The sequence below is a fragment of the Halalkalibaculum sp. DA3122 genome (assembly GCF_043951865.1).
Classification (GTDB): Bacteria; Bacteroidota; Rhodothermia; order Balneolales; family Balneolaceae; genus JAMQKA01.
The window spans coordinates 1-23,075 of record NZ_JBINJF010000004.1 but is presented as its reverse complement, the minus strand read 5'-3'; the positions used below and the strand labels follow the sequence as shown (position 1 = coordinate 23,075).

Sequence of the window (23,075 nt, the reverse complement as noted above, 5' to 3'; positions counted from 1 at the left end):
GTTGACGGTTTCGCCTGGTTCTCACGTATCAACCTTGTAATCCACATACCGGCGCTCTTCGACAACTGATTCAATAAAATCGACAGCCTTTTTGTGATGGGCATTGCGGGTATACATCGTAAAATCCAGTTCGGTCTCAAAATCGGAAATCAGCACTACATCGTACGCCATGTCCGGCTCTTCATCGGAATTAATATTGATCCCAACTTCCACATTTTTTATCTCATCAATATTGGTCTTTAATCCTTCGAGGATCAGCTTCATCTTTTCGGCATTTTTCTGCCTGGTAGCCCCTGCGGCTTCTTCTTTTAATTTCCACATGACGACATGACGAATCATACAGTTCTCCCGATTATTGTTTTGTGTGTTGGTTGTGCTGAAAGTTATCGTAGGATTGAGAGTAATTAACGAACTCTGAATGCGAAAGCCAAATCCTGTTTATCGATCCGGGGACGGACCGAAATTCAAAATGAATCTAAATAAGTGCCTTTGGGAAACGATTTAAACTTTATAAGTTTTTAGTAGACAACAACTTAAGCGATCAAAAATAAAAAAATATTTATATATCTCATGAGTAAACCACTTAATGTTACCCAGAAACTGATTAAAAGCCATCTGGTAGATGGTGAGATGGTTCCGGGTCAGGAAATCGGCCTGAAAATTGATCAGACGCTAACGCAGGATGCCACCGGCACGATGGTGATGCTGGAACTGGAGGCGATGGAACTGGATGAAGCAAAAACAGAATTGTCTTGCCAGTACGTAGATCACAACCTGATTCAAACAGATTTTAAAAACCCCGATGATCACGTGTTCCTGAAGTCTGCCGCCGAGCGATTTGGCATGTGGTTCAGTCGACCGGGTAATGGAGTGAGCCATCCTATCGAAACGGAACGTTTTGCCATTCCGGGCAAGACGCTGGCGGGTTCCGACAGCCATACGCCCGCTTCCGGGTGCATGGGGATGCTCGCCATCGGGTCCGGCGGCCTCGATGTCGCCTTTGCGATCGCCGGTGAACCTCTGTATATCAAAATGCCCAAAGTGCTGGGCGTTGAGCTGAAAGGTGAACTTCCTGACTGGGTGAGCGCCAAGGATGTGGTGCTCGAAATGCTGCGCCGCTACGACGTGGACGGGGCGACGGGCTACGTTATCGAATATTTTGGGGAAGGCTTGAAGAACCTTTCGACGATGGATCGTCACGTCATTGCTAACATGGGCACCGAGATGGGCGCCACCAGTACCGTCTTTCCGGCTGATGGCGAAGTGCGCCGGTTCATGGAGTCGCAGGAGCGCGGCCACGAATTTGTTGAGCTGAAGGCCGATGAAGGGGCCGAATATGACAAGTATGAGGAGCTGGTGCTTGATGAGGTTGAGCCGCTTATAGCCCTGCCCAGCAGTCCGGGTAACGTGGTCCCGGTCCGCGAAGTTGAAGGCCAGGAAATTTACCAGTCATATGTCGGTTCTTCGGCAAACCCGGGCTACCGCGACTTCTGGATCGCCTCCGAGATTGTCAAAGACAAGACGGTAAATGACAATGTATCTTGGGATATCAACCCGACATCGCGGCAGATTATCGAAAATATGGTCAAAAACAATGTGATGTTTAACCTTGTACAGTCTGGCGCCCGTATTCACCAGGCCGGCTGTAACGGCTGTATCGGCATGGGACAGGCACCGGCATCGGGACAAAACAGCCTGCGCACGGTACCGCGCAACTTCCCGGACCGCTCCGGAACCCCGGAAGATTCGGTCTTCCTGGTAAGCCCGGAAACGGCGGCTGCATCGGCGCTGACCGGTAAAATTACCGATCCCCGCGATCTTGAGGATCTCTATAACATGAAATATCCCGAATTTGAGTATCCGCAGGATATTCACATAAATACCGAGATGCTCACGCCTCCAAAGCCAAAAGAAGAGCGCGGAGAGATCAAGAAGGGACCGAATATCTCAACAATGCCGGATTTTGATGAGCTGAAAGATTTCGACGTACCCGTGCTGCTCAAGATGGGAGATGACATCTCTACCGATGAGATCCTGCGCGCCGGGGCGGAAGTACTGCCGTACCGAAGCAACATTCCGGAAATCAGCAAGTTCACGCTCGATGTTGTGGACAAAAACTTCCACGATCGAGCGATGGAAGCGAAGGAAGAGCATGGGGGACACGTAGTTGTTGCCGGCGAAAACTACGCGCAGGGATCGAGCCGGGAACATGCGGCAATCGCTCCGCGCTACCTGGGCATGCGAGCCGTCATCGCGAAAAGCTATGCACGTATTGGCTGGCAAAACCTGATCAACTTTGGTATCCCGCCGCTTGAATTCGAAAACGATGCTGACTATGAAGACATTGACCAGGGAGATATTCTTGAAGTGAACGATATCCGGGAAGCTATCAAGAATGGCAATGAAGTTGTTATCCACAATAAAACAAAAGACAAAAAATACACGGTCAAGCACACGTTTAGCGACCGGCAGAAAGAAGCGGTGCTTCACGGCGGAGTGATTAACCGCTTCAAGGCCGAAAAGAAAGCGGGATAAGTTTCGTTTTCTATTAAATAAACCGGATATCATATCTGGACTGCACTTCACAATCCATTAATGGCACCTTTGAAAAAAGGTGCCATTTTTTGATTCCGCTTTTTGTAACCCGGGTTTGCCGGTCAGGTGAAAAGGCTTGTCGTGAGTTTTTGAACAAGCCCTGTTTCGTTGATTACCGCCCTTCTACGTTCATTTTCAGCGTATACACCGACGTACTTGCGGTCATAAACAGCGTTTGCCGGTCTGATCCACCGAAGGTCACGTTTGCAGTCCAGTTTTCGGGAACGGGTATATGCTCAACCTGTTTGCCGGCCTTGTTGAATATGGTGACGCCATCCCCGGTAAGGTATATATTGCCCTGCTCGTCGATCGTCATCCCGTCTGATCCCATATCGGTAAACTCGGTTTTATCTGAAAGGTGGCCGTTGGATTCAATGGCATAAGAGTACGTTTTTTGATCGCCGATATCTGCCACATAGAGCGTTTCTCCTTCGGGCGTACCGATAATACCGTTGGGTTTGACCAGCTCGTCAGCCACAATGACAACCTCCTGCCTGTCGGGGGTGAGATAGTACACGCGCTGCTGGTCCAGTTCCGGTTCTGTTCGCTCCCAGTAGTCACGCTGGTAATACGGGTCTGTAAAATATACTCCGCCTTTGGGGTCGACCCAGAGATCGTTTGGCCCGTTCAGTCGCTTTCCCCTGAACTGGTCGACAAGCACTTCAACCGTTTTATCCGGGTTGATGCGCCACAGCTGGCTTTTTTCGTCGGCACAGGTAAGCAGGTTTCCCTTGTGATCAAAGTACATGCCGTTTGAGCGACCTGCTTCATCCATATACAGTGTCAACTCCCCGTCAATACTGTATTTCCAGATGTGGTTATTCGGTTGATCGGTGAAAAATACGTTGCCTTTGCGGTCGGCTGCCGGCCCCTCGGTAAAGGCAAACCGATCCGAGAGGAGCTCAAGTTCGGCATTTTCTGCCGCGAGAGACATGTTTTGGGCATTCAGCAGCGGAATAGACAGGAACACGAAGAAAAGTAGCGAGATGGTAAAATTGCACAAATTGCGGTGTGTAGTGGACAGTTTCGAACGGTGATTAATCAGCATGATGTATTTTATTGAATGTTGGCAAATAGTTGTGTTAACAAGCCAGGTTAATTGTTGTTGGCACCCGTGCCGGTCCGGTCTTCGTACCGTGGGCGCTGTGGTTTCTGGTGGGGATTCAGCTGCAACTGGCGCCTGATTTCCCGGATCGCACGCTCCAGCTGTGGATCGGTCCCCTGTGCAAGCTGGGTGGGATCGTCTTCCACCCGGATATCTGGCTCCACGCCGTGTCCTTCGGGAAACCATTCGCCGTCAGGATAATACATGCGGAATGTCGGCACGGTAATGGTGCCCCCGTCAACCAGGTCCGGGACGCCCGTGATTCCGATGAGGCCGCCCCACGTGCGGGTCCCGATCAGGGGACCGAGACCCGACTGCCTGAAGTAGGAGGGAAAGGCATCGCCGCCGGAGCCGCTCCACCCGTTGATGAGCATCACTTTCGGGCCAAAACTGGCCACGGGCGGCCACTGCCAGTCCTGCCCGTCGCGTACAGCCCAGTAGGCCAATTCCGGTCGGTTTAGGAGCTCGATAAAGCGGTCGGGAATTTGACCGCCGCTGTTAAAGCGTTCGTCAATGATGAGTGCCTCCTTGTCATATTGGGCCATAAACTGCCGGACCAGCTCGTTCTGTCCATCAATGCCGGTACTGCGGACATAGATGTATCCCACCCTGTTGTCAGTGGCCTCGGCTACCCGCTGTCGGTTAGATTCAATCCACGCCAGGTGGCGGAGCCGGGTTTCATCTGCGAGGGTTTCCACCAGCACCTTTTGTGCGTTTTCCATCGTGGGTTCGCTGTTTACAGTTAGCTCAACCGTTTCCCCGGCCAGGCCCTGGAAGGCGGCGTATGGATCTCGGCCGGTGTCGATGGGCACGCCGTTAACAGCAAGAATATAATCACCCTCCTCGACATCCACGCCAGGCTGACTGAAAGGAGAGCGTATCTCGTTATCCCAGGGAGCGCCCTCCACAATATTTTCAATGCGATATGCGCCGTTGTCGAGCTCCCAGTCGATGCCCAGCAAACCCACGCCGCGCTGCTCGGCACTTTCCTGGTCTCCGCCGCCGCGATACGTGTGTGAAGCGTTGAGCTCGGCGATCAGTTCCCCGACCACATAATTTACATCATTGCGGGTAACAGCGTCATCGAGCATGTGCTGATACCGCTCTTTCATGGCTTTCCAGTCTACTCCGTGGAAATTTGGATCATAAAAATAATCTCGCACCAGGCGCCAGGCATCGTTAAATATTTGTTGCCACTCTTCTTCGGGGGTAATATTCATGGTCAGCTCACCGGTCCGGAGCGGCTTGCTGATCTCCTGCCCGGGAGAGGGATCAATAATGGCGTACTTGTCCTGGCTCTGAACGAGAATCTTGTCTCGGTCAGCCGAAAGCTGGTACCCGCTGATGCCGTCTATAATCTCCTTTTCTTCCCGCTCTTCCAGATCGTAATAGGCCAGGGTGCTGCCATTTCCGGCCGCCCCCGTTCGGGGAAAGCGTTGATACAGCACTTTACCGGAGAGTGCACTGATATCTCCATAATTTCCGGCCTCGGGGGGAAGCTGTACCAGGCGCGACTCAAATCCTTCGAGATCGATCTCGACTTCTTTGGTTTCTTCCTGCTCACTTTTACTCCCATTCCCATTAACAGGCTCGCTCCCGTCCTTAATTTCCACTTCGTCATTGCGGGGCGCCAGGGGAGAATCGATTTCGTCGGTCAGGGGAACGGCGACAATATTGGTGCTATTGGCGTATATCCAGGTATTGTCGAGATCGCTGTACGCCGGGTTCATTGTCCGGCTGGAAAGGAAATAGAGATAGTTCCCATCCGGATCAAAAACGGGTCGGCGGTCGTGATAGTAGCTGGAGGTTACCTGCGTCGTTTCTCCAGTCTCGGTATGGTAGATAAAAATGGCGTTCTGGCGGTTGCCCATTCCCCGTGAAAATGCGACCCAGCGACTGTCAGGCGACCAGCCGGCTGAAAAATTGCGGAGGGCGCCTTCATACATCCACTGCCCCCTGCCAATGGTTGTGAGGTTATCTTCTTCTCTGTCGTAGAGTCTGATATTCATGGCGTTGTCAACAAATACCAGCTTTTTGCTGTCAGGCGACCAGTACAGGTTGTACTTGAATTTGGAACCGGTGGTTGTCAGCGTGCGCTCATCTCCCGTTCCCCTGTTATCGCGAACAGCCAGTTCGTATTCGCCCGATCGGTCGCTCCAGTAGGCCACGTAGTTCCCGTCCGGGGACCAGGCGGGAAAGCGTTCGGCAACCCCGGAGCTGCGCGTCAAATTCAGGATGGGCCCATGTTCTGCCGGAACAGAAAAAAGATCGCCCCGGGCCTGGAAAAGGGCGCGTTTCCCGTCTGGAGAAATGAAACTGTTCTGAATCAGGGTACTAACATTCTCGGTATGCGGTTTCAGGGAGGTTTTGTCCGTCACTACATCGACCTCAATTTCCCGGGTTTCCTCGGTATCCAGGTCCATCAGGAACAAGCGACCACCGGCCTCAAAGACCATGTCGGAGGGACCGATGGCCGGGAAATGGATGTCATAATCGGTGAAATCAGTAACCTGGCGTTTTTGCCCGCTGTGTTGATCATACGCCCAGATGTTGTAGCGGAGATTATCCCCGCGGTCTGACACAAAATAGAGCGTGGAGCCGTGCCACATAGGCTGGTCATCGTTGGCATCACTCTCGGTAATTTGCTCTGATTGGTACGTCTCCAGCTCGAAAAGCGTGATATCCGGGTTCATGCCGCCTCGGTACCGCTTCCAGGTGCGGAATGCCCGCGATATCGGAGTGTAGGCGATGGTCTGTCCATCCGGGGATATTGCGCCAAATTCGCCATACGGCACCGGCAGCTTTTCCGGCAATCCACCGTTTACAGGTACCCGGTAAAACTGGTTGTAGCGCTGGCGGCCGCTTTTTTGGCTGGATGAAAACAGGATCTCCTCCCCGTCCGGGAACCAGTCCAGCACCCGCTCGGTCATCGGGTGATGCGTGATACGACGAGGCACGCCCCCCTTGGCCGGGATTACGTAAATATCATTATTACCGTCGTAGTTGGCATTAAACGCCACCTTAGACCCATCCGGAGAAAATCGCGGAAATGATTCCTGACCGCTGGCAGTTGTCAGTCGGTTTGCAGTACCGCCCTCTTTCGGCACGATCCAGATATCGCCGGCGTATGAAAAAACAATATCTGTTTCAGAGACGTCAGGCTGGCGGAGCATCCGGGCATCGACCTGGGCCGACAAGTCGGCAACCAAACCAATACAGAAAATAGAGGTGAGTAATGAGGTCAGAAAGGTAAATTGTTTCATGATATCCCCGAATTCAGCTTGTTAAGTAGATTTATTATGGAGGGTTTAGCAAAATCGTTGTTTTGGCCAAATTTGCCATGTGTGCGAAGTTTAATCCTCATTTATGGGATTTAAAACTGTATATCAAATTCGCTGCAGGCACTGATCTGGGAAAACCCTCTTTCTCAGTAAAAAACGATTACGATAGCACAGCCATCGTGTTTCAAAAAATGTACAAAAATGTTTTTACAAATTTCCAATCAGTGTGTATATTTATACACACTGAAGTGTTAACAAGAATTTTTGTTGAAAAGTTGAAAAAAGAACCTTCCCCTGCCCTATGGGATCGTCTCGGCATCAGTCTTTCGGGGATCTGCGCTGTCCACTGCCTTTTTTTCCCGGTAGCTATAGCTCTTTTACCGTTATGGCCGGCAGCCGAGGCGATCCACGACTGGACGCATCCGATCCTTTTTTTACTTATTGTGCCCACCGTAATTTTTGCACTGCGGGGCGGAGTAGTCGATAGCCGTGTCCCCGCTTTGCTCTATGCCGGGTTGCTTGTCGTGGGGTTGGCGTGGCTGCTGCATGACCCGCTCGGAAATTTCGGAGAGGCTGCCGTAACGATGGCGGGGAGTGGTCTGCTGGTCGCCGGTCACTGGTTCAATTACCGGTATCACAAAAATCGCTGCAAAACCGCACTGGATCATGAAACGTCTTAACTTTACCCTCAACGAGGAAACGGTAAAGCTACTCGAGCAACTTTCAGGCAAGTATTATGACGGGAATAAATCCCAAACCGTACGGGCTGCCCTGGAAAGCCTGGCCGCCCACATCGGTCATGAGGGCTGGGTGATCACCGGGTACACCCCCAAAGAGATTGATGACGAGGTCAATTGCCATTCGTGCGGCGAGTCTCACCACAAGGGAGAAGTGTTGTACCGCCCGGTATTTGAGCGTGGCAAGAGCCCCAGGGCGCTGCCCCGGATTCCCTCAGAAACCTGGCTGGACTGCCCCGAATGCGCAGAAAAACAGTTTGAGGCCTGAACCCGGGACCCACAAGAAGACACCTCTTTCGATGGCAGTTCACGACATATCGGGAGATGGGAAATTCACCTGCGGTTTATCATCTGTTGAATGGCTTTTCGCACCTTTTTCAGGGTGTTGTGAGCATATGAGTTCTCTCCCCGCGGCCGTAACTCCTGGTTCAACTGTATTGCCACCCGGATGGCGCATCCCCAGGAGAGGGTGACGCCTGCACCGCCGTGGCCGTAGTTATGGATGATTAACCGGTTTCCTTCCAGTGATTTTTCAAGGCGAAGGCCGTCCTGCTTATTCCTGACATACCGGTAACCGACCTGGGCCGTACGATCCCGGTAACGGTTGAGATCCATTCCGTATGTGTATGCCAGAATATCCTTATTCAGCTCTATGACAGGTTTGGGAATCAGGATTTCCCCAACGCTGGTAGTGGCTTCTGGAGAGATGCCCTTCCAGCGGCCGCTGGAATCCATGGTACCCTCCAGCCGACTGCCCCCGATAATCCAATCCCCGTTACGGGGGTAGCAGTATACATCCTGGGCGTTGCCTTCCGCATCGGCATACACCGCTGTCCTGGGATTATAGTTGTATGAGATGGTTTGCCCGAATCGATTTTTTATCTCCGGCACGCCCCGAATCTTGAGCAGATGGCCCTTAAACACGCTGACTGAGCCGGAGTCACCAAACAGGGAGTGACCGGTCAGTCCACTACAATTTATGATTGGGGTTGAAAGTCGGGCGACCGATTGTCGATCGAGTGTCCGGATAGAGATACGGCCTCCCAGCTTCTTGTACCACCGGAACAGCAGGGGCAGGTATACCGGCCAGTCTGCGAACAGGCAATTGAAGGTCCAGCCACAGAGCTTTCCCGTTGCAGTACGGAGAGGTACGTCTTTCTCTGTTTGCCAGGTGGTGTAAATACGCCGAAAGTGGCTCATTATCGGGGCATAGTCGGGGGATTCTTTGTCATATTCGAAGACTTCGAAATGTTGATTCAGTGATATACCCTCTACCTGTTCGTCAAGTAGGAGTTCGAAAATTCGATGCGAATCGCGGAAACAGGGGAGGACCTCTGCTCCAAATACGGAGTGCGGAATAATTGAGGCGGAAGGGTAGAGGCTGGCAAATTCTGGATCATTGGGATTCAGAGGGGCATCCGCACGATCTTTTGACATAATGTGGGTTTGATATCCCAGCAGTTGAAGAACAACGCCCGTAGTAATACCACTAATTCCCGCCCCGATGATGGTTACCTGGTTATTGAGGCTGTTCATCTTCAGTGAATGTTATTTGTCATTCCAGGGAAGGCGATCAAAATCCACATTGCCACCCGAAACGATGACCCCGACATTCTGGATGGTACCGTTGACTTTTCCATTCATCAAGGCCGCAATCGGGACCGCACTGGAGGCCTCTATCACAATTTTGAGCCGTTCCATTACAAACCGCATCGCGTTTTTGATTTCAGTTTCCGATACTGTAACGATCTCGTCTGCATGGTTCCGGATGCAGGCAAAGGTCAGGTCTCCCAGGGAGGTTCGGAGTCCGTCGGCGATGGTTTCGGTGTGCTCAATGGGTATTAACCTGCCAGACTGGAATGATTGAAACGCATCATCTGCCTCTTCAGGTTCCACGCCGACGACGTTAAGGTCGGGATTCCCGGATGCTGCAATGGCAGTGCCGCTGAGGAGCCCCCCGCCTCCCACTGGTGCGAGGATCGTATCGAGGTCTGGCTGCTCCTCGATGAGTTCGAGCGCGGCGGTTCCCTGTCCGGCGATAATCCGGGGATCGTTATAGGGATGGATGAAGGTCGCGCCCGTTTCTTTGACCACCCGATCGAGCGCGCGTTCTCTTGCCTGCAGGGTCGATTCGCAAAACGTTATGTTGGCCCCGTACCCGCTGACTGCATTTACCTTGACGCGCGGCGCGTTTTCCGGCATCACGATATAGGCCGGTATCCCACGCATTTTCGCCGCGAGAGCCACAGCCTGTGCATGGTTGCCGGAAGAATGGGTAGCGACGCCCTGCCTGGCTTCCCCGTCCGAGAGTGAAAAGATCGCGTTTGAGGCTCCCCGGAACTTGAAAGCGCCAACCTTTTGAAAGTTTTCACACTTCAGAAATACCCGGCAACCGGCGGCACTATTAAGGGACCTGCTGGTCAATACCGGTGTGTTGTGTACATGGGTGCGAACAAGCTTGTGTGCAGTACGAATATCTGAAAGAAGAGGAACTTGCATAATTGCGCTGGGTTGTTGGGGTGTTGATGCACGGGAATCTAACCATTCACCTAGAGATATTCACAGTGATTTTAACAGTGAACTTTTAGAAAACAGGAGAGGTCAACGTCTACTCATTCAAATACTGGTGGAGAACCCCTGCAGGATGGGAACTTACCCGTTATCTCTCGTTTGATTCTGAAAATCTGTAAAAGATTCCTCAAGATAGGCGCCTTTAGCTATGTATGACAGAACCGGGGAGAGTGTCTCGGCATCCGTAAATCCGGAAATGTGTAGCAGGTAGTCGCCGTTGGGAGCCAGCAGCACCACCGTCGGGACATAACCGGCCCTTAGCTCTTGTGCCAGTGATAGTGGAGTATAAATATTATTGCGGTACTGGACTGTTGAGCTGTGGTCGTCGCGATTGAGGCGGGTCAAAATAAAATCTGATGACAGCGTTTGGGAAAGAGCCGGGTACACTTCCTGTTTCATCTTATGGCACCAGCCGCACCACGGCGCCCAGATATCCACCAGCACCGGTTGGTCAGCCTCGTCGGCCAGGGAAAGGGCTTCCTCAAACGGGTGCCATGTCAAGGGCTGTGTCTGTGCCTGGGAAGTGGCGAGGATCCCGATAAGCAAAAACATCAGGCCGATACTACCGGTTTTATGATAACTCAACCATTGCATAGCGGTATGGTTTTAGGGGTTCGTTTGTTTTGCCCTTTATCTCAGGTTGAGACGCATCCCAAGGGAAAAGGTGCGTCCAACGAGCGGGCCCCAGGTGTAGATCGTGTCAAACTGTGGTCCGAACGGGCGGGCGGCGTCCACTAGGGGGCTGCCCTGCCTGAAATCTAATATATTTTCTATCGAAAGGTAGCCCTCAACGCCGATTCCGTTGCGGCTGTTTACATTGCTAAACTCTTTGGTGAACTTCAGGTCGTGGGTGGTGTAAGCGGGCGACCAGCGATCGCGTCCGAAATTTTCGACGTAGCTGTCTGGCATGCGCTTGGGACCCACGAGGCTGCCCGTATACCCTATCGACAGATCGAGCTTTCGCAAGGTGTACGTGGCGCCAAACGTTCCGGTGTAGTCGGGGGCATACGTCAGGGACTGGCGCTGCCCGTTTTCTTCCGTAAAGACATCCATGAGGGTAAAACTTATGTTGTAGCTGAAAGGGAATGCGGTAAAATTTTGGTCGGCATCAACCGAGAAGCCGCGGGTGACCGAAAAGCCATCCAGGTTTTCATACACAATCAGGTTGGGATCCTGGTCATAGTCGGGGATAATTTTGTTCGAAAAGCGGGTATGGAAAAGATCCATCCCAAGGGTCATGGGATTGGCACCAAACGAAATGATATGTTCGGCACTGGCCGTAACACTCCGCGAACGTTCCGGGTCAAGGTCTTCGGTAAAGACGACCTCACGCGATCCGGTCAGTGCGGCATGATCTTCTGTAAAGACATTCACTACGCGAAATCCGGTGCCCCCGCTGGCACGGAAGGTGGTTTGCTCCGAAAGAGCATACTTGGCCGAGAGCCGGGGAGCGGTGACAACTCCATGTTCCCGCTGATGATCAAAGCGGATTCCCCCAAGCAGGGTAAGGCGACCCAGCGATAGCTCGCTTTGGGCAAAGATTCCGGGAATAAAACGGCGCTCGGCTCCTCCCGTTGTGGCAGGCGTATTGTCATCGTAGGCCTCATAACGGAGGGTACCGCCTGCCAGAAGGTGCAAATCGTCAGAGAGCGGCTGGCTCCATGTAGCCTGCCCATAGATGATCTCCTGGCGGGCATCATAATGTTCGGTCCCGTAATAGCTGTCCTGGTCGTGATGGGTCAGGGCGCCATTGAACTGCAGGCGCTGATTCAGTCCCGGTGGGCGATAGTCGACCAGTAATTCTGCCCGCCGTGTGTAGATCGATTCCCCGTAAACCTGGTCGGAACCGCGCAGTTTATCGGAATAGGCCTTGACACCGCCCGTTCGATTCTCGTTATATAGTTTTGTGGCCAGGTTGAGTCGCTCCTCTCCATCGGCTCCTTCTAGCGTGCCTTTTCCAAAAAGAGAGAGCCTCGAATTTTTGGCCACATCATTGAACTGGTCGTCATTTTTGTCAAAATAGTTCTCCATCCGCAGCGCATTTCCACTTATAAAGCCTTTGAAGCGTCCAACTGTTGGGGATACGGCCAGGTTTATGTTCCCCTCCTCGGTGCTTTTGACATAAAGGTCAGCCGAAAAGGGAGGTGTGACAGCCGGATTTTTCGTAATAATATTCACTACGCCGCCAAGTGCCTGGGTGCCATAAAGCGTGGACTGCGGGCCTTTTATGACTTCAACCTGGTCGATGATGGTGGGACTGATGCCATTAAGTCCGTATACAGATGCCAGGGCACCCATAATGGGCATCCCGTCGATAAGCACGGCCGTATTCGGACCCTCCACGCCGTTTATTCGGATCGCATTGGTGCCGCAAACTCCACAGTTGAGCTGCGTTGACAGGCCGTTCACGGTATTGATAAGATCCATGATGTTGGAGCTTGTTTTTCCCTGCTGCAACCGCTGCGGCGTGACCACAGCCACCTTTACCGGTGATTCCTTGACATACGTTTTTCGCATGGTTCCGGTAACGACGACCTCTTCAAACTGCTCCGTCTTTGGTTCCAGCTGGATATCGACCGTAATGACCTCCGAAGCACCGAGAACTAACTCCTGCTTGTATTCCTGGTACCCGACGGCCGAGACCACAAGGGTATAGGTTCCCGGACTCACATTCCGGATGAGAAAGTTACCCAGCTCGTCCGAGGCTGCTCCCTGCTGAGTTTCAGGAATGGCAACATTGGCTCCTGTTACGGGCTCTCCTTCATTGAAGACCTGTCCCTTGATAGTGCCGGATCCGGATTGCCCATATATTGATAACGGAATAGTGAAAAGCAGTATAACCAGTATTCGTACCATTTTGTACCTGCATTAGCCGCGATTAGTTGTAATAAAGTTAAGGCAATATTTAATTTTAGTCAAAGCTAAAAATATTTTTATTCAAACGATATCTGTTGTTGGCACCCGGTTGGTTCTTTGTAAACGTGGGCAGGAAAATATCAGGTTATGCAAGAGCCTGACTGCATTTATCACAAAAGATTGATTGATCGGGGCCGGAAGAAGTTTTCCTCCGTTTGGGGATTTTTTGACAGAGTTGCGGGAGGTAATGCCTGCCAGTCGGCTGGCGGTAGAGGCCGGCAGGCTCCTAGAGTCCGATGCTGTTCCTCAACCCGCTCAGCAGGGATTTCCACCAGTAGTGGAAGATCGATTTTTGAGGATCCCGCTCAAACGATACGGTCCCTTCCCGGAGGGGAAGCCGGTCGTTGTCAGATTTTATTTTCAGCATATTGGCCAGGAGGGAGAGAAGCTCGTTGCTGGCACCCGTTTCAATATCCTCGCGGTCAAGCATCTGTATGTTGAGTCCATTATAGGCCATGATAACAGAACCGGTAGCTGAGCCCGGGGCCAGTTCCATTGCGAACCGCATGGAATCGATTCTGCCGGAAGTGATTCTCGCAAATGCCAGGGGCTCCAGGACAGGGTTTAGTTCGTCCATCTCCATTTTTCCCAGGGTTCCTTCAAGGGTATGGCGGTTGGGTTGATCCAGGGGAAAGGTGGCCCGGAGATGCAGGGGAGCGGCATCCATGATGCTGGTTTGGGCTGACAATTCTATGGCTTCCCGGCTGGTTCTGAGAGAAGCCTGATTTGCAAGGCTGGTGATCGACGCTGATAGATCTCCGAATGTGATGGTGCCGGCCCTGGAGGCCTCCGGCTGATGTTCGGAATATGTTATCCATGAATCAAGGATTGAAACCGTATCGATTGCGATTCCCGTTGAAAGGGTGTCGAGGGCCTGGTGGGGAAGGGGGCGATGCGGCTTTGCAGGAAAGGGCATCCGCTTGTCGTGGAATATCTCCATTTTGGCGCCATTAACCAGCACATGTTGTGCCTGCAGCTTGTTCCTGAAAATTGTTGAAAGATCCGGTTTCACAATGTCGATTCGGGATATTTCCAGGTCGATACGGTCGGTTTCAAACCCATGATGCTCCGCAAATGTGTACCTGGGATAACGGGGGGTAACAGCAAGCGAGTTCATGGTGAGGGAGGAATCGCTGCTGGAGATGAACAGGCTATCCAGGCTGAAAGTATAAAAATTTTCCGGAGTTTGGCTTTGCAGTTGTTGGGCACGGATATGCAACGACCGGTACCGGATAAAGGGGGGATCGGCCGCTGTCGCGGAATCGAGGGTGACTTGGTCAAGCTGTATATCGAGCTGTTTTACAGCGGCCTCGAGGGAGCTGTCTGCCGGGTGCCACAGCTGTATGCTGGCATCGGTAATGCCGAAATGCTGTACCTGGATGGGAGGCAGCCGGTGGTTCGATAATTCGGTTAACCATTTTTTTTCGGTGGAGTCTGGGCGGCGAACGCGGCCTCTCAGGTTTATGGAAGGCCGGTCAATCGAAATGTCTTCAATTCTAAACATTCCGTTCCGCAGGTAAGGGAGGAGTCCAACATTATCGAGGTGTATAGCGTGAACTCGAGTTGGAGCAAAATGTGCCGAGTCATCTGACGGCGAAGCGGGGCGCAAGATTATTCCTGATACCGTTACGTCCCGGTTCAAAAGGTTGACATGTAAATCATCCATTTGAAGTACATATCGGCTGCCGGCTATTTCCTTCATCTGCTTTTCAAGATAATACTCCAGGTATCTCTGTGCTCCCAAAACCACAATTGCCAAGAGGATCAGGAAGGCGGCGGCAGTAAATATCCAGGATTTGAACGATCCGTGGTCGGTATATTGGCTCGATTCCGGCATACCTGAGGATATAAAGGTGGTTCAACAGTTGGTTGACAGACATCTCCGTCTTACACACGTCAGATGGAAGTTATTACTAAATTAGTCCAACTGCCAAACATGATGAAAGGATGCGTGTAAGAATTTCCTGAGACTGAGCAGCTCTTTCAGGGGAGAGGATGTTCAAAAAACATGTACTCCCGGACCGGTTTTCCATTGATGAGGTGTTCCTGGATAATGCGTTCGAGCACGTCGGGGGTACAGGAGTGGTACCAGATTCCATCGGGGTAGACCAGGGCGATGGGACCCCGCTTGCATATCCGCAGGCAGTTGGCTTTGGTGCGATAGATGCCGCCTTTACCATCCAGGTTTAACTCCTTCAGTCTTTCTTTTAAAAATGACCACGATTCGAGTCCGATCTCTTTTTTACAGCACTTGGGCTTGGTTTGATCAGCACACAGAAAGATATGCCGTTCAATAGAATCAACTTTTAACTCTTTCGCTTTTTCCCGTGCCTGCTTGCTCATGTCAGCATTTTTATCTTAACGTGAATTTGGTCGTGAAACTCCTTCAGTGTAGTGAGTTCGGAGGTAATGCAATGGAATTAACAGTAAATATTGACGATCCACAAGGCTGTCCCAGCCGCAATACTTTTTGTCTGGCGAAGGGCGTGGGGAATGAGGAATATAGATTGAAGAATAATGAATTTCGAAGGGGAGATCGTATGAACGAGTTATAGCATCATGTCCAAGACCGGAAAAATTTCTGTCTGACGAGGGACGGGCACCTCATCTGAGCAGCGGACGGTGCGCGATCCGCCCCGAGGAGTTAAATTCTTCTTGATCTTTTTGTCCCTTTTGGATCAAGCCAAAAGGGACATCTCCATTGTGAAGAATAGTCTCCAGCTTCCTTGTTGGGGCCTCTTCATCCTCTTTCCCTGTTCATTTTGTACAACTAAAAAAAGCCGTTGCCGGAGATTAGGTATCTGTTATAGCGAATAACAAGTCACAAATAGCGGAACGGCACTTCCGCTGCGTTTACCAGGGGGGGACTCATAAATCCACAGGCCGGAGTGGATAAAATTTAAATTCCTGGCAGCCACAAGTCCAGAAACTCCCCCCGCCTCAAACAAGGTGACAGCGACTAACTGGGTCCTCTTCGACTGTTAATTCAGGTAGTAACGAAATCCAAGGGCCCCGTTGAGACCAAAATTGAAATCGTTGAACAGTATAGTCGGTGCCAGCTCAAAAAATACATCAGCCGGGGCCGCTTCAAACTGGTAGCTTGATCCGAGTGGAAACCGAATACCGAAATCAACATCATCGGTAACATCATTGTAATCAATGCGGCCGCCAAACCCGTAGTAAAGGCGCATAAGTCCCGATTCCAAATTTAAGTTGCCCTCTCCGTTGCCGTGGACCACAAAATCGGTATGCATGTAAAATGTGGAAAGGTCGCCAATACTGAACGACATTCCGCCGGAAAGTGCCATATCCTCATTTAGCCACGCTTTATAGCTAATACCTGTGGGACCGTTGATCATACCGCCCAGGCCAATACCGTCATTCTGGGCGTGTGCAGTGTGCGAGATGACGGTTAACGTAAAAATTAGCAGAGCGACAGAGGCTATCTTTTTCATAGTCTTGAATGATTAGTTTTAAATTGATAAATGATCTTGTTTGTCTCTATTATGCTGAGAGTGTTGAAACCCGGGCTAGTCCTGGATAAACGCCTGAACGAATGGGCGAAACCCTGGTATTGGGCAAAATAACCCTTTTGCAAAACTCTTGGTTAATATAGCGATTTTATCTTATCCCCTGGAAGTAATTTTGTGTAGCATGATACTGTTTTTGATAGAGTTACCCAACCAAAACGGGATGATCATGTAATTTCAGGGAAAAGCCCTTCTCTTCATCGGCCCCATTTATATCAGCAGGACTCCCTCGTGTTGTAGAAGCCATTTCTTTCGTTCAATGCCTCCTGAATATCCCACCAGTGTTCCCCCGGCGCCAATTACCCGGTGGCAGGGAATAATAATTGGGATCGGATTTTGTCCATTGGCGCGGCCCACCGCACGAACGCTATTGGGATTGCCCAGTGCGTCTGAAAGCTGACGATATGTTACGGTTTTGCCCATCGGTATATCGGAAAGCGCTTCCCAGACCCGCTGCTGAAATCCAGTGCCCGCGGGTTTGATCGGAAGATCGAACCGGGACCGTTCGCCATTGAAATACTCCTGCAGTTGACCCCGTGCCAGCTCCAGTACCGGGAGGGATGAATGACGGCCGGAGGTCTCCGCGGCGAATTCCAGCTTGGTTAGACATTCTTCTTCCGCAAACAGATGCAGAGTGCCGATCGGTGAATGGAATTCATCTCTAATCATGTCGCAGAATAGGTAAAAAGAAGAAAAATTAAAATAATTTGTAACAGTAAGTGATGAAACTACTCTTGTAAATAGAACAAGCGCTCAAGTTTGTCTCTCTAAGACCCTAATCTAGTTAGTCAACTAGTCACTCCTAAATGCTGAAACCTAAAGCATGAAACCCGGGACGGACACTCCCGGGTTTTAATTTTTTATATCCCCTCTGGAAAACAACTAAACTTTTTGGCTGTCGTTTTTACTGGTTCATAATCTCCATGGTTTATTATTTGGGACTTTTGCAGAACCTGCTCTTCTGTTGGGAGGTGGTTGTGCCACCGATCTTTTTAATCGTTTAAACGGGAGTACAACGCCCTCAAAACGAGGATATTAGGATTTTCAAAACCCTCTATTTGATCATCAACAGGCTGATCACCACGAACAATAGGGCCAGTCCCGCCGTAAACAGGAATGTTCCGGTAATGCCCCAAAAACCGTAAATGGTCCCCAGAAGCACCGGTCCCAACGCCTGCCCACCACGAATTACGGTCCAGTTGACCGAAAGAAAAGCAGCCCGGTGTTCCGTCGGCGCCTGGTGCGTCAACAGGGTAAGCACACTGGGTATGTTGATCCCCTGCGCAACTCCAAAAAGAGCAATTGGAATAAGCAGCATCCATATATTGCCTGTAAAAGGGATAATGAGAAATACGCTGATATAGATGACGGCGGCTGTCAGGATCAGGTTGGGTTCCGAAAACCGGGCCGTAAGTTTGCCGAGCTGGGAGGAGGTCAGAGCCGTCACGAATGAGGAACCCGAGAGGATAATACCGATGACAAAGGAGGATTTGCCAAACCGTTCATCCATGAGGATCGGGAAAAAGGTTAGATACCCGCCGTACAGCATTACGAAGGTGAGAAAGTTTGCAGTGAACAGACCGATTACTTTTGTTGACTGAATGGAACCAGCAACGTTCTTGAGGTATTCAGTCAGCGTGGTGCCGTTGCTGGGTTCCGGGTTTTGCAGGACCATCAGCACAAAAAGGCCCGTAGGAATAGCCAGAAGGGACAGGTAAAATGGGAAAAACCAGCCCAGGGTAGCCAGTGCACCACCGATCGCGGGGTAGGCGGCCGTACCGATACTCAGCACGCTGGAGTTGTACCCCATGGCTGTAGCCCGCTGGTTGCCGGAGTAGAGGTCGCCGATCAGGGTTATGTTGAGCGCTCCCAGTGATGCGCCGCCGATGCCCTGGAGAAAGCGCAGAATGAGCAGCCAGCTGAAATCGGTGGCATATGCACACGCGGTTCCACTTATTCCAAACAGGAAAAGAGAGGGAATGAGCACTGCTTTGCGTCCAATCCGGTCGGCCAGGACCCCAAAAACAGGGGTAAGAAAAATGCCCGGGAGGGTAAACATGGTAATGAGCAGGCCGATTTGCTGGTTGGAAACCTCGAGCACACGCCCCATCTTGGGCAGGGCCGGGGCGATGCTGGCAACTCCCATGACGGCTGAAAGGGTGACGCCAAATATGACATACAGGTTTTTGTCTTTAAGGAGGGATACGTGTTTTTCGGTAGTGATACGAGCGTTTTTTATGCGGTTTCAGTCAATTTTATAATATACCTGGCTGGCAGGTGACAATGTGCACATAGGCCATACAGAATAAGAAACAGGTTGAGATCTATTTGTTACAGTAACATAAATGGTGAACAACAAACAGAAAAATTCTGAAAAAAACATCACAAAGATTCTTTCAACGTCTCGTTCAATCGATCTTCTGACAGGGAGGATCTTTAATCAGGCCAATATAAAGAAAAATGAACAGGATACGTTCCGTCAGCAACTTATGAATTCTAGAAATAGATTCGGTACAAAAGCGAAACGCCAAAACCTGCCTCGGGCCTGATTTCCTTGATCCTGGACAGGTGCTTTCGGTAGGTGGTATCAAGGATGTTTTCAGCGTTCAGGGAAAAGGTGTGCAGCACAGCTCCCGACTGGAGCCGGTATTGTCCGAAAAGATCAATTACGGCGTATCCCTCTGTAGGGGTCTCAAAATCCCCGGTCCGGGTCTGCCGGGCTGCGAGTCGGAGGTTGGATCCCACCTGGAATCCACCTTTGGCATACTTAAGGCCCAACGACCCTTTGAAAGGGGGGATCATGGGGAGAGGATGCCAGGTGGCGCCTGCTTCGGCACCGGGCTCCTGGTTATTTAGTTTCCTGCTGGCGTGGGTATAGCTGAGCGATCCGGAGAGCGCCCAGAAATCCAGTAGCTGAACCTGGGAGGATGCCTCTACACCCTGGAATAACGCGTCTACGCCGGTAAACTGGTAAACATTCAGCGATGGAAACCGGGCACTGGGCTGACCGGTATTGCGCGGGTATATATAGCTGTCGAAGGAGTTGTGATAAAAGCTGAGTTCGGTAGTGGTGGTACTGGTTTTGTACCGGAAAAAAAGCTCTTTGCCCAACCCGCGTTCAGGGTCAAGGTCGGGATTTCCCACCTCATAGGAGTAGGAAGCCAGGTGGGGACCCTCGGAGTACAGCTCTTCCTGCGAAGGGGCCCGGAACGAGTGTATCCAGGTGGTTCCGGTAAAAAAACCGTTACCCAGGTCATATATAGCGGTTGCAGAACTCGCCAGTGCACTGAAGGATCGTTCTCGTATAAAACCGATTTGGGAATCGGGATCTCTCTGTGCAGGGGTGGTTTCTACGTAATCGAACCGTGCTCCCAGCTCCAGGTGCAGAGCTCCCACATCTTTTTCCTCGATGATATATCCGGCCAGGCTGTAGGAGTCGGAGTCGGGGGTACGGGCGCCCTGGATTGCATAGTTTTTGGCTTCACCCCAAAGACCCATTTTCCCGCTGTCGAAGAAAGCGAGGGTTCCGTGACGGGCAAATACCGAGGCGTTTCCCGTTAATACGCCGAATTCTGTTCCTATATCTCCGCTTGCCTCAATTTCCCGATGGTAATAATTTTTATAGGAAATATCGGCTTTTATCGATTTGAAGGTGGAGTTGTTGAGAAATACTTCAGAACCGGCTTCCGACTGGTATTTCCTCATCTCAATATCGACCCCTTGGGGATGTCCGCCCTCGGGATTTGGGGGAATACCGTAGTTGTTGAAGTATACGCTGGAGGCAAGCCCGGCATATCCCCAGGGACGGATGTAACTGAGCCCCAATGCGTTATTGGTAGATAAAATACCGGAATTTTCAAGTTTGCCCTCGGGAGTAGCGGTATTTCGGGCAGATCGGAGATTGCCATCCAGCTTCAGGGCGAGGGTTTTGCCGAGGGGTGCACTGGCTTCAAGTCCCGCAACAGCCCCGGTGTTGACAGATTCACCCTGCAGGCTGGCGGAACCGTGCAGATGATCGGGCTGGCTTGTAGCTATCTGGTTGCGAACAATGTTGATTACGCCGCCGATGGCATTCGATCCGTACTGCAGTGCGGCCGGACCGCGGGCGATCTCAATCTTTTCAGCTGACATGGGATCAACTGTTACTGCATGGTCGGCAGATTGCCCGGACACGTCGCCGGTACGCTCACCGTCCTGAAGTATCAGCAGTCGCTCGCCCCCCAGTCCCCGCACAACGGGTCGACCCGGCGCTGAACCCATGGTCCGTGAACTAAACCCGGGCACCTCATCGAGTGTGCTGGCCAGCGTAGTGCCCAGATCCTGCCGTAATTCGGTTCCAGAGATGGTTTTGGAGGCGTGTTCGAGGCTGGAGCCGGTTCCGCGCTCGTCGGTCGCAATCACTTCTACGGCTTCAGAATTCAGTACGGTGGGTCGCAGGGAAACCGCTATCTCAGTGGTTTCGTTTTCTGCTACCCGTACGGTTTGGGAGATCGTTTGGTACCCGACACGATAAACGGACAGGGTATAGCTGCCGGTTGGGACGTTGGTAAATTCAAAGCTGCCGTCGCTGTGGGCTGTAACGGTACGATTTATCTCTTCAAGATGTAGATAGGCGAAGGCAACGGGTTCGCCCGTATCTCTGTCAGTGACAGTGCCGGCCAATATACCGGTCTCTTCGTCAGGCAAAGCCACAACGGTTTGGCTACCGATGAATAAAAAAAGTACAAGCGCGATGGTGCAAAATCTCATGGGTCGTAAATTTTTTGGAATAACCGGGTAAGGGTTCAACAGGCCTTACCCGGTGAACTATTCCTGTGAGCTAATGGAGCTGGCTGCCACCGCTGCTATTCATTTTGATTTACGGCGTCAACATGAATTTCTATAGCCTCGTCCTGTGTTACAGCGGGGGTTTCAAAGTCGGCATGGTCGCCATGCAGCAGCTGAAACTGCACTTTGGATGCTCCGGCACTTTTGCCGTGCATATGGAAACTCCAGCGCCCGTCTTCATCATGCTGTTCGATCGCCAGAATATTTTCATTCTCAATATTCCAGCCGAGGCTGTACTCCTCATCCAGGTCATCATCATGAATATGTTCTCCCTCTTCGTTGAGGAACTCAACAGTAATAAGGGCGGTCTCTTCACCTTCATTGATATGGAGATCGCCGGTGACCTGGCCGTTAAAGTACTCAATGACGGTTTCACCATTCATTATTAGTTCCAGGCCATATGGCTCGGAGTGATCATCATGATCACTGTCGCCATCGGAACTTGCAGGATTATCACATGCTGTTATTAGCAGGGCAAAGGAAAAAAGCAGTGTAAACAGGGAACGTGTAAAATATGGTGTGGTTTTCATGGGTCTATAAATTGGTTGTAAAATAGGATATGGTTCGTCAACAATGGGATACTCACCGCTATGCCACGTGTCGCTGAACATTGGCAGTACCAGGTGGCAACCGGTTCATTGTCTTCAAAAAGATATATCAGCCGAAAACAGGAGGGGACCGGCCTTTATTTACAACCTCAAATACAGAGATGGGGTCAAAATAGCCTTCAATAGTCAACTCTTCTGACGAAAAACGTATGATACCGCTGGACGTATTGGACGGCAGATCTGTTTTAAATATATAACCGCAAATCGGACACGGAGTCGTATTGGTAGAGATGCAGTTCCCGGTGTCAGCAAAATCCTCCGGGTGGTGATGGTGCCATTCCAGGTCGTGATGAGAGTGAAGCGTAGAGATCGTAAGCCCGGTAGCCATAAAAGCTATCAGGGCGAGGCTGACACATAATTTGAGTCTACACTTATACATCGGCGGTCTTTAAATCAGATTAGATTATAAAGTTAAGATAATTAACGTAGTTGTGCTAACGCGAAGTATGAAAATGTATCAGAATATTAATTTCCCATCCACACAAGTCTGCGAGTTATCGAAGATTGAGGTATTGCATTTATTTGGTGTGCAGGTAAAACCGCTGGTGGAGAGATGATCGAGCCGCATAATAGTCCTCCCTGTGAAGTTAAGGAGATGGTGACTGGCCTAAATTCATTGGTTATTCAATTGAAGATTCGTCAAATGTACCTCCAGCCCTGTTGTACGCCGGGGAAAGGACTTTGTATGAATTAATTCCAAAAAAATTACAGGGTACCCCTTTTTTGAATTGTAATGACAATGAAAAGGGATGTAATAATGTAAAAATGGAGGAATCTTGGATGTTTGCGATGAACGAGTAAGCGAATGGATACGGCGCATTCGTGAGGGGGACCGGTCCTCGTTCCGGGAGCTGTTTTTGGCCCTGTATGAGCCGTTGTGCAATTTTTGCTGGCGGTACGTGCGC

Annotated in this window: 18 protein-coding genes; 3 read left to right on the top strand and 15 right to left on the bottom strand. The window is 51.0% G+C overall.

The window, feature by feature from the left end; translation table 11 throughout:
- Window positions 1–21: 21 nt before the first annotated feature.
- The gene (locus ACG2F4_RS03850) at window positions 22–339 is read right to left on the bottom strand and encodes a Dabb family protein (protein ID WP_395258641.1); all 318 of its coding nucleotides are present in this window, start codon (window positions 337–339) and stop codon (window positions 22–24) included.
- 231 nt (window positions 340–570) lie between these two features.
- Here ACG2F4_RS03850 and ACG2F4_RS03845 point away from each other — a divergent pair, with 231 nt between their 5' ends.
- On the top strand, window positions 571–2,535 hold the full coding sequence (locus tag ACG2F4_RS03845) for an aconitate hydratase (RefSeq protein WP_395258639.1): 1,965 nt from the start codon (window positions 571–573) through the stop codon (window positions 2,533–2,535).
- A gap of 172 nt (window positions 2,536–2,707) precedes the next feature.
- Here the strand turns inward: ACG2F4_RS03845 and ACG2F4_RS03840 are convergent, their stop codons facing one another.
- Both ACG2F4_RS03840 and ACG2F4_RS03835 read right to left on the bottom strand, forming a co-directional pair.
- On the bottom strand, window positions 2,708–3,643 hold the full coding sequence (locus tag ACG2F4_RS03840) for an SMP-30/gluconolactonase/LRE family protein (RefSeq protein WP_395258637.1): 936 nt from the start codon (window positions 3,641–3,643) through the stop codon (window positions 2,708–2,710).
- A 47-nt stretch (window positions 3,644–3,690) separates the two neighbouring features.
- Complete coding sequence (locus ACG2F4_RS03835) at window positions 3,691–6,963, bottom strand: PDZ domain-containing protein (RefSeq protein ID WP_395258635.1); 3,273 nt, start codon at window positions 6,961–6,963, stop codon at window positions 3,691–3,693.
- A gap of 293 nt (window positions 6,964–7,256) precedes the next feature.
- Between ACG2F4_RS03835 and ACG2F4_RS03830 the strand changes: the two genes are divergently transcribed.
- Window positions 7,257–7,661 (top strand): MerC domain-containing protein, encoded by a 405-nt coding sequence (locus ACG2F4_RS03830; RefSeq protein ID WP_395258633.1) that lies wholly within the window; start codon window positions 7,257–7,259, stop codon window positions 7,659–7,661.
- The gene (locus ACG2F4_RS03825; protein ID WP_395258631.1) at window positions 7,648–7,986 is read left to right on the top strand and encodes a hypothetical protein; all 339 of its coding nucleotides are present in this window, start codon (window positions 7,648–7,650) and stop codon (window positions 7,984–7,986) included. The genes ACG2F4_RS03830 and ACG2F4_RS03825 overlap by 14 nt, the downstream gene beginning before the upstream one ends.
- 65 nt (window positions 7,987–8,051) lie before the next feature.
- Here ACG2F4_RS03825 and ACG2F4_RS03820 read toward each other — a convergent pair whose 3' ends face one another.
- The 12 genes from ACG2F4_RS03820 to ACG2F4_RS03765 form a co-directional block, all read right to left on the bottom strand.
- Window positions 8,052–9,254: an FAD-dependent oxidoreductase gene (locus tag ACG2F4_RS03820; RefSeq protein WP_395258629.1), complete on the bottom strand. Its 1,203-nt coding sequence runs from the start codon at window positions 9,252–9,254 to the stop codon at window positions 8,052–8,054.
- 12 nt (window positions 9,255–9,266) lie between these two features.
- A complete protein-coding gene (locus tag ACG2F4_RS03815; RefSeq protein ID WP_395258627.1) occupies window positions 9,267–10,217 on the bottom strand; it encodes a pyridoxal-phosphate dependent enzyme in 951 nt (316 codons plus the stop codon).
- 153 nt (window positions 10,218–10,370) lie between these two features.
- Window positions 10,371–10,841 carry a thioredoxin family protein gene (locus ACG2F4_RS03810; protein ID WP_395258625.1) on the bottom strand — a complete coding sequence of 157 codons (471 nt, stop codon included), beginning with the start codon at window positions 10,839–10,841 and terminating at the stop codon, window positions 10,371–10,373.
- Window positions 10,842–10,919: 78 nt separating this feature from the next.
- Entirely contained in the window at window positions 10,920–13,145 is a 2,226-nt protein-coding gene (locus ACG2F4_RS03805; protein ID WP_395258623.1) for a TonB-dependent receptor domain-containing protein, read from the bottom strand.
- A gap of 286 nt (window positions 13,146–13,431) precedes the next feature.
- Window positions 13,432–15,042 carry a DUF748 domain-containing protein gene (locus tag ACG2F4_RS03800; protein ID WP_395258621.1) on the bottom strand — a complete coding sequence of 537 codons (1,611 nt, stop codon included), beginning with the start codon at window positions 15,040–15,042 and terminating at the stop codon, window positions 13,432–13,434.
- A 146-nt stretch (window positions 15,043–15,188) separates the two neighbouring features.
- Window positions 15,189–15,548: a (2Fe-2S) ferredoxin domain-containing protein gene (locus ACG2F4_RS03795; RefSeq protein WP_395258619.1), complete on the bottom strand. Its 360-nt coding sequence runs from the start codon at window positions 15,546–15,548 to the stop codon at window positions 15,189–15,191.
- Window positions 15,549–16,186: 638 nt separating this feature from the next.
- Window positions 16,187–16,660: a hypothetical protein gene (locus ACG2F4_RS03790; protein WP_395258617.1), complete on the bottom strand. Its 474-nt coding sequence runs from the start codon at window positions 16,658–16,660 to the stop codon at window positions 16,187–16,189.
- Window positions 16,661–16,945: 285 nt separating this feature from the next.
- Window positions 16,946–17,404: a methylated-DNA--[protein]-cysteine S-methyltransferase gene (locus tag ACG2F4_RS03785; protein WP_395258615.1), complete on the bottom strand. Its 459-nt coding sequence runs from the start codon at window positions 17,402–17,404 to the stop codon at window positions 16,946–16,948.
- Window positions 17,405–17,789: 385 nt separating this feature from the next.
- Window positions 17,790–18,908, bottom strand: coding sequence for an MFS transporter (locus tag ACG2F4_RS03780; RefSeq protein ID WP_395259008.1), 1,119 nt, complete (start codon window positions 18,906–18,908; stop codon window positions 17,790–17,792).
- 323 nt (window positions 18,909–19,231) lie between these two features.
- The gene (locus ACG2F4_RS03775; RefSeq protein WP_395259006.1) at window positions 19,232–21,427 is read right to left on the bottom strand and encodes a TonB-dependent receptor; all 2,196 of its coding nucleotides are present in this window, start codon (window positions 21,425–21,427) and stop codon (window positions 19,232–19,234) included.
- A 152-nt stretch (window positions 21,428–21,579) separates the two neighbouring features.
- Window positions 21,580–22,092 (bottom strand): hypothetical protein, encoded by a 513-nt coding sequence (locus ACG2F4_RS03770; RefSeq protein WP_395258613.1) that lies wholly within the window; start codon window positions 22,090–22,092, stop codon window positions 21,580–21,582.
- Between the two features lie 127 nt (window positions 22,093–22,219).
- Window positions 22,220–22,498 (bottom strand): hypothetical protein, encoded by a 279-nt coding sequence (locus tag ACG2F4_RS03765; protein ID WP_395258611.1) that lies wholly within the window; start codon window positions 22,496–22,498, stop codon window positions 22,220–22,222.
- Window positions 22,499–23,075 lie beyond the last annotated feature (577 nt).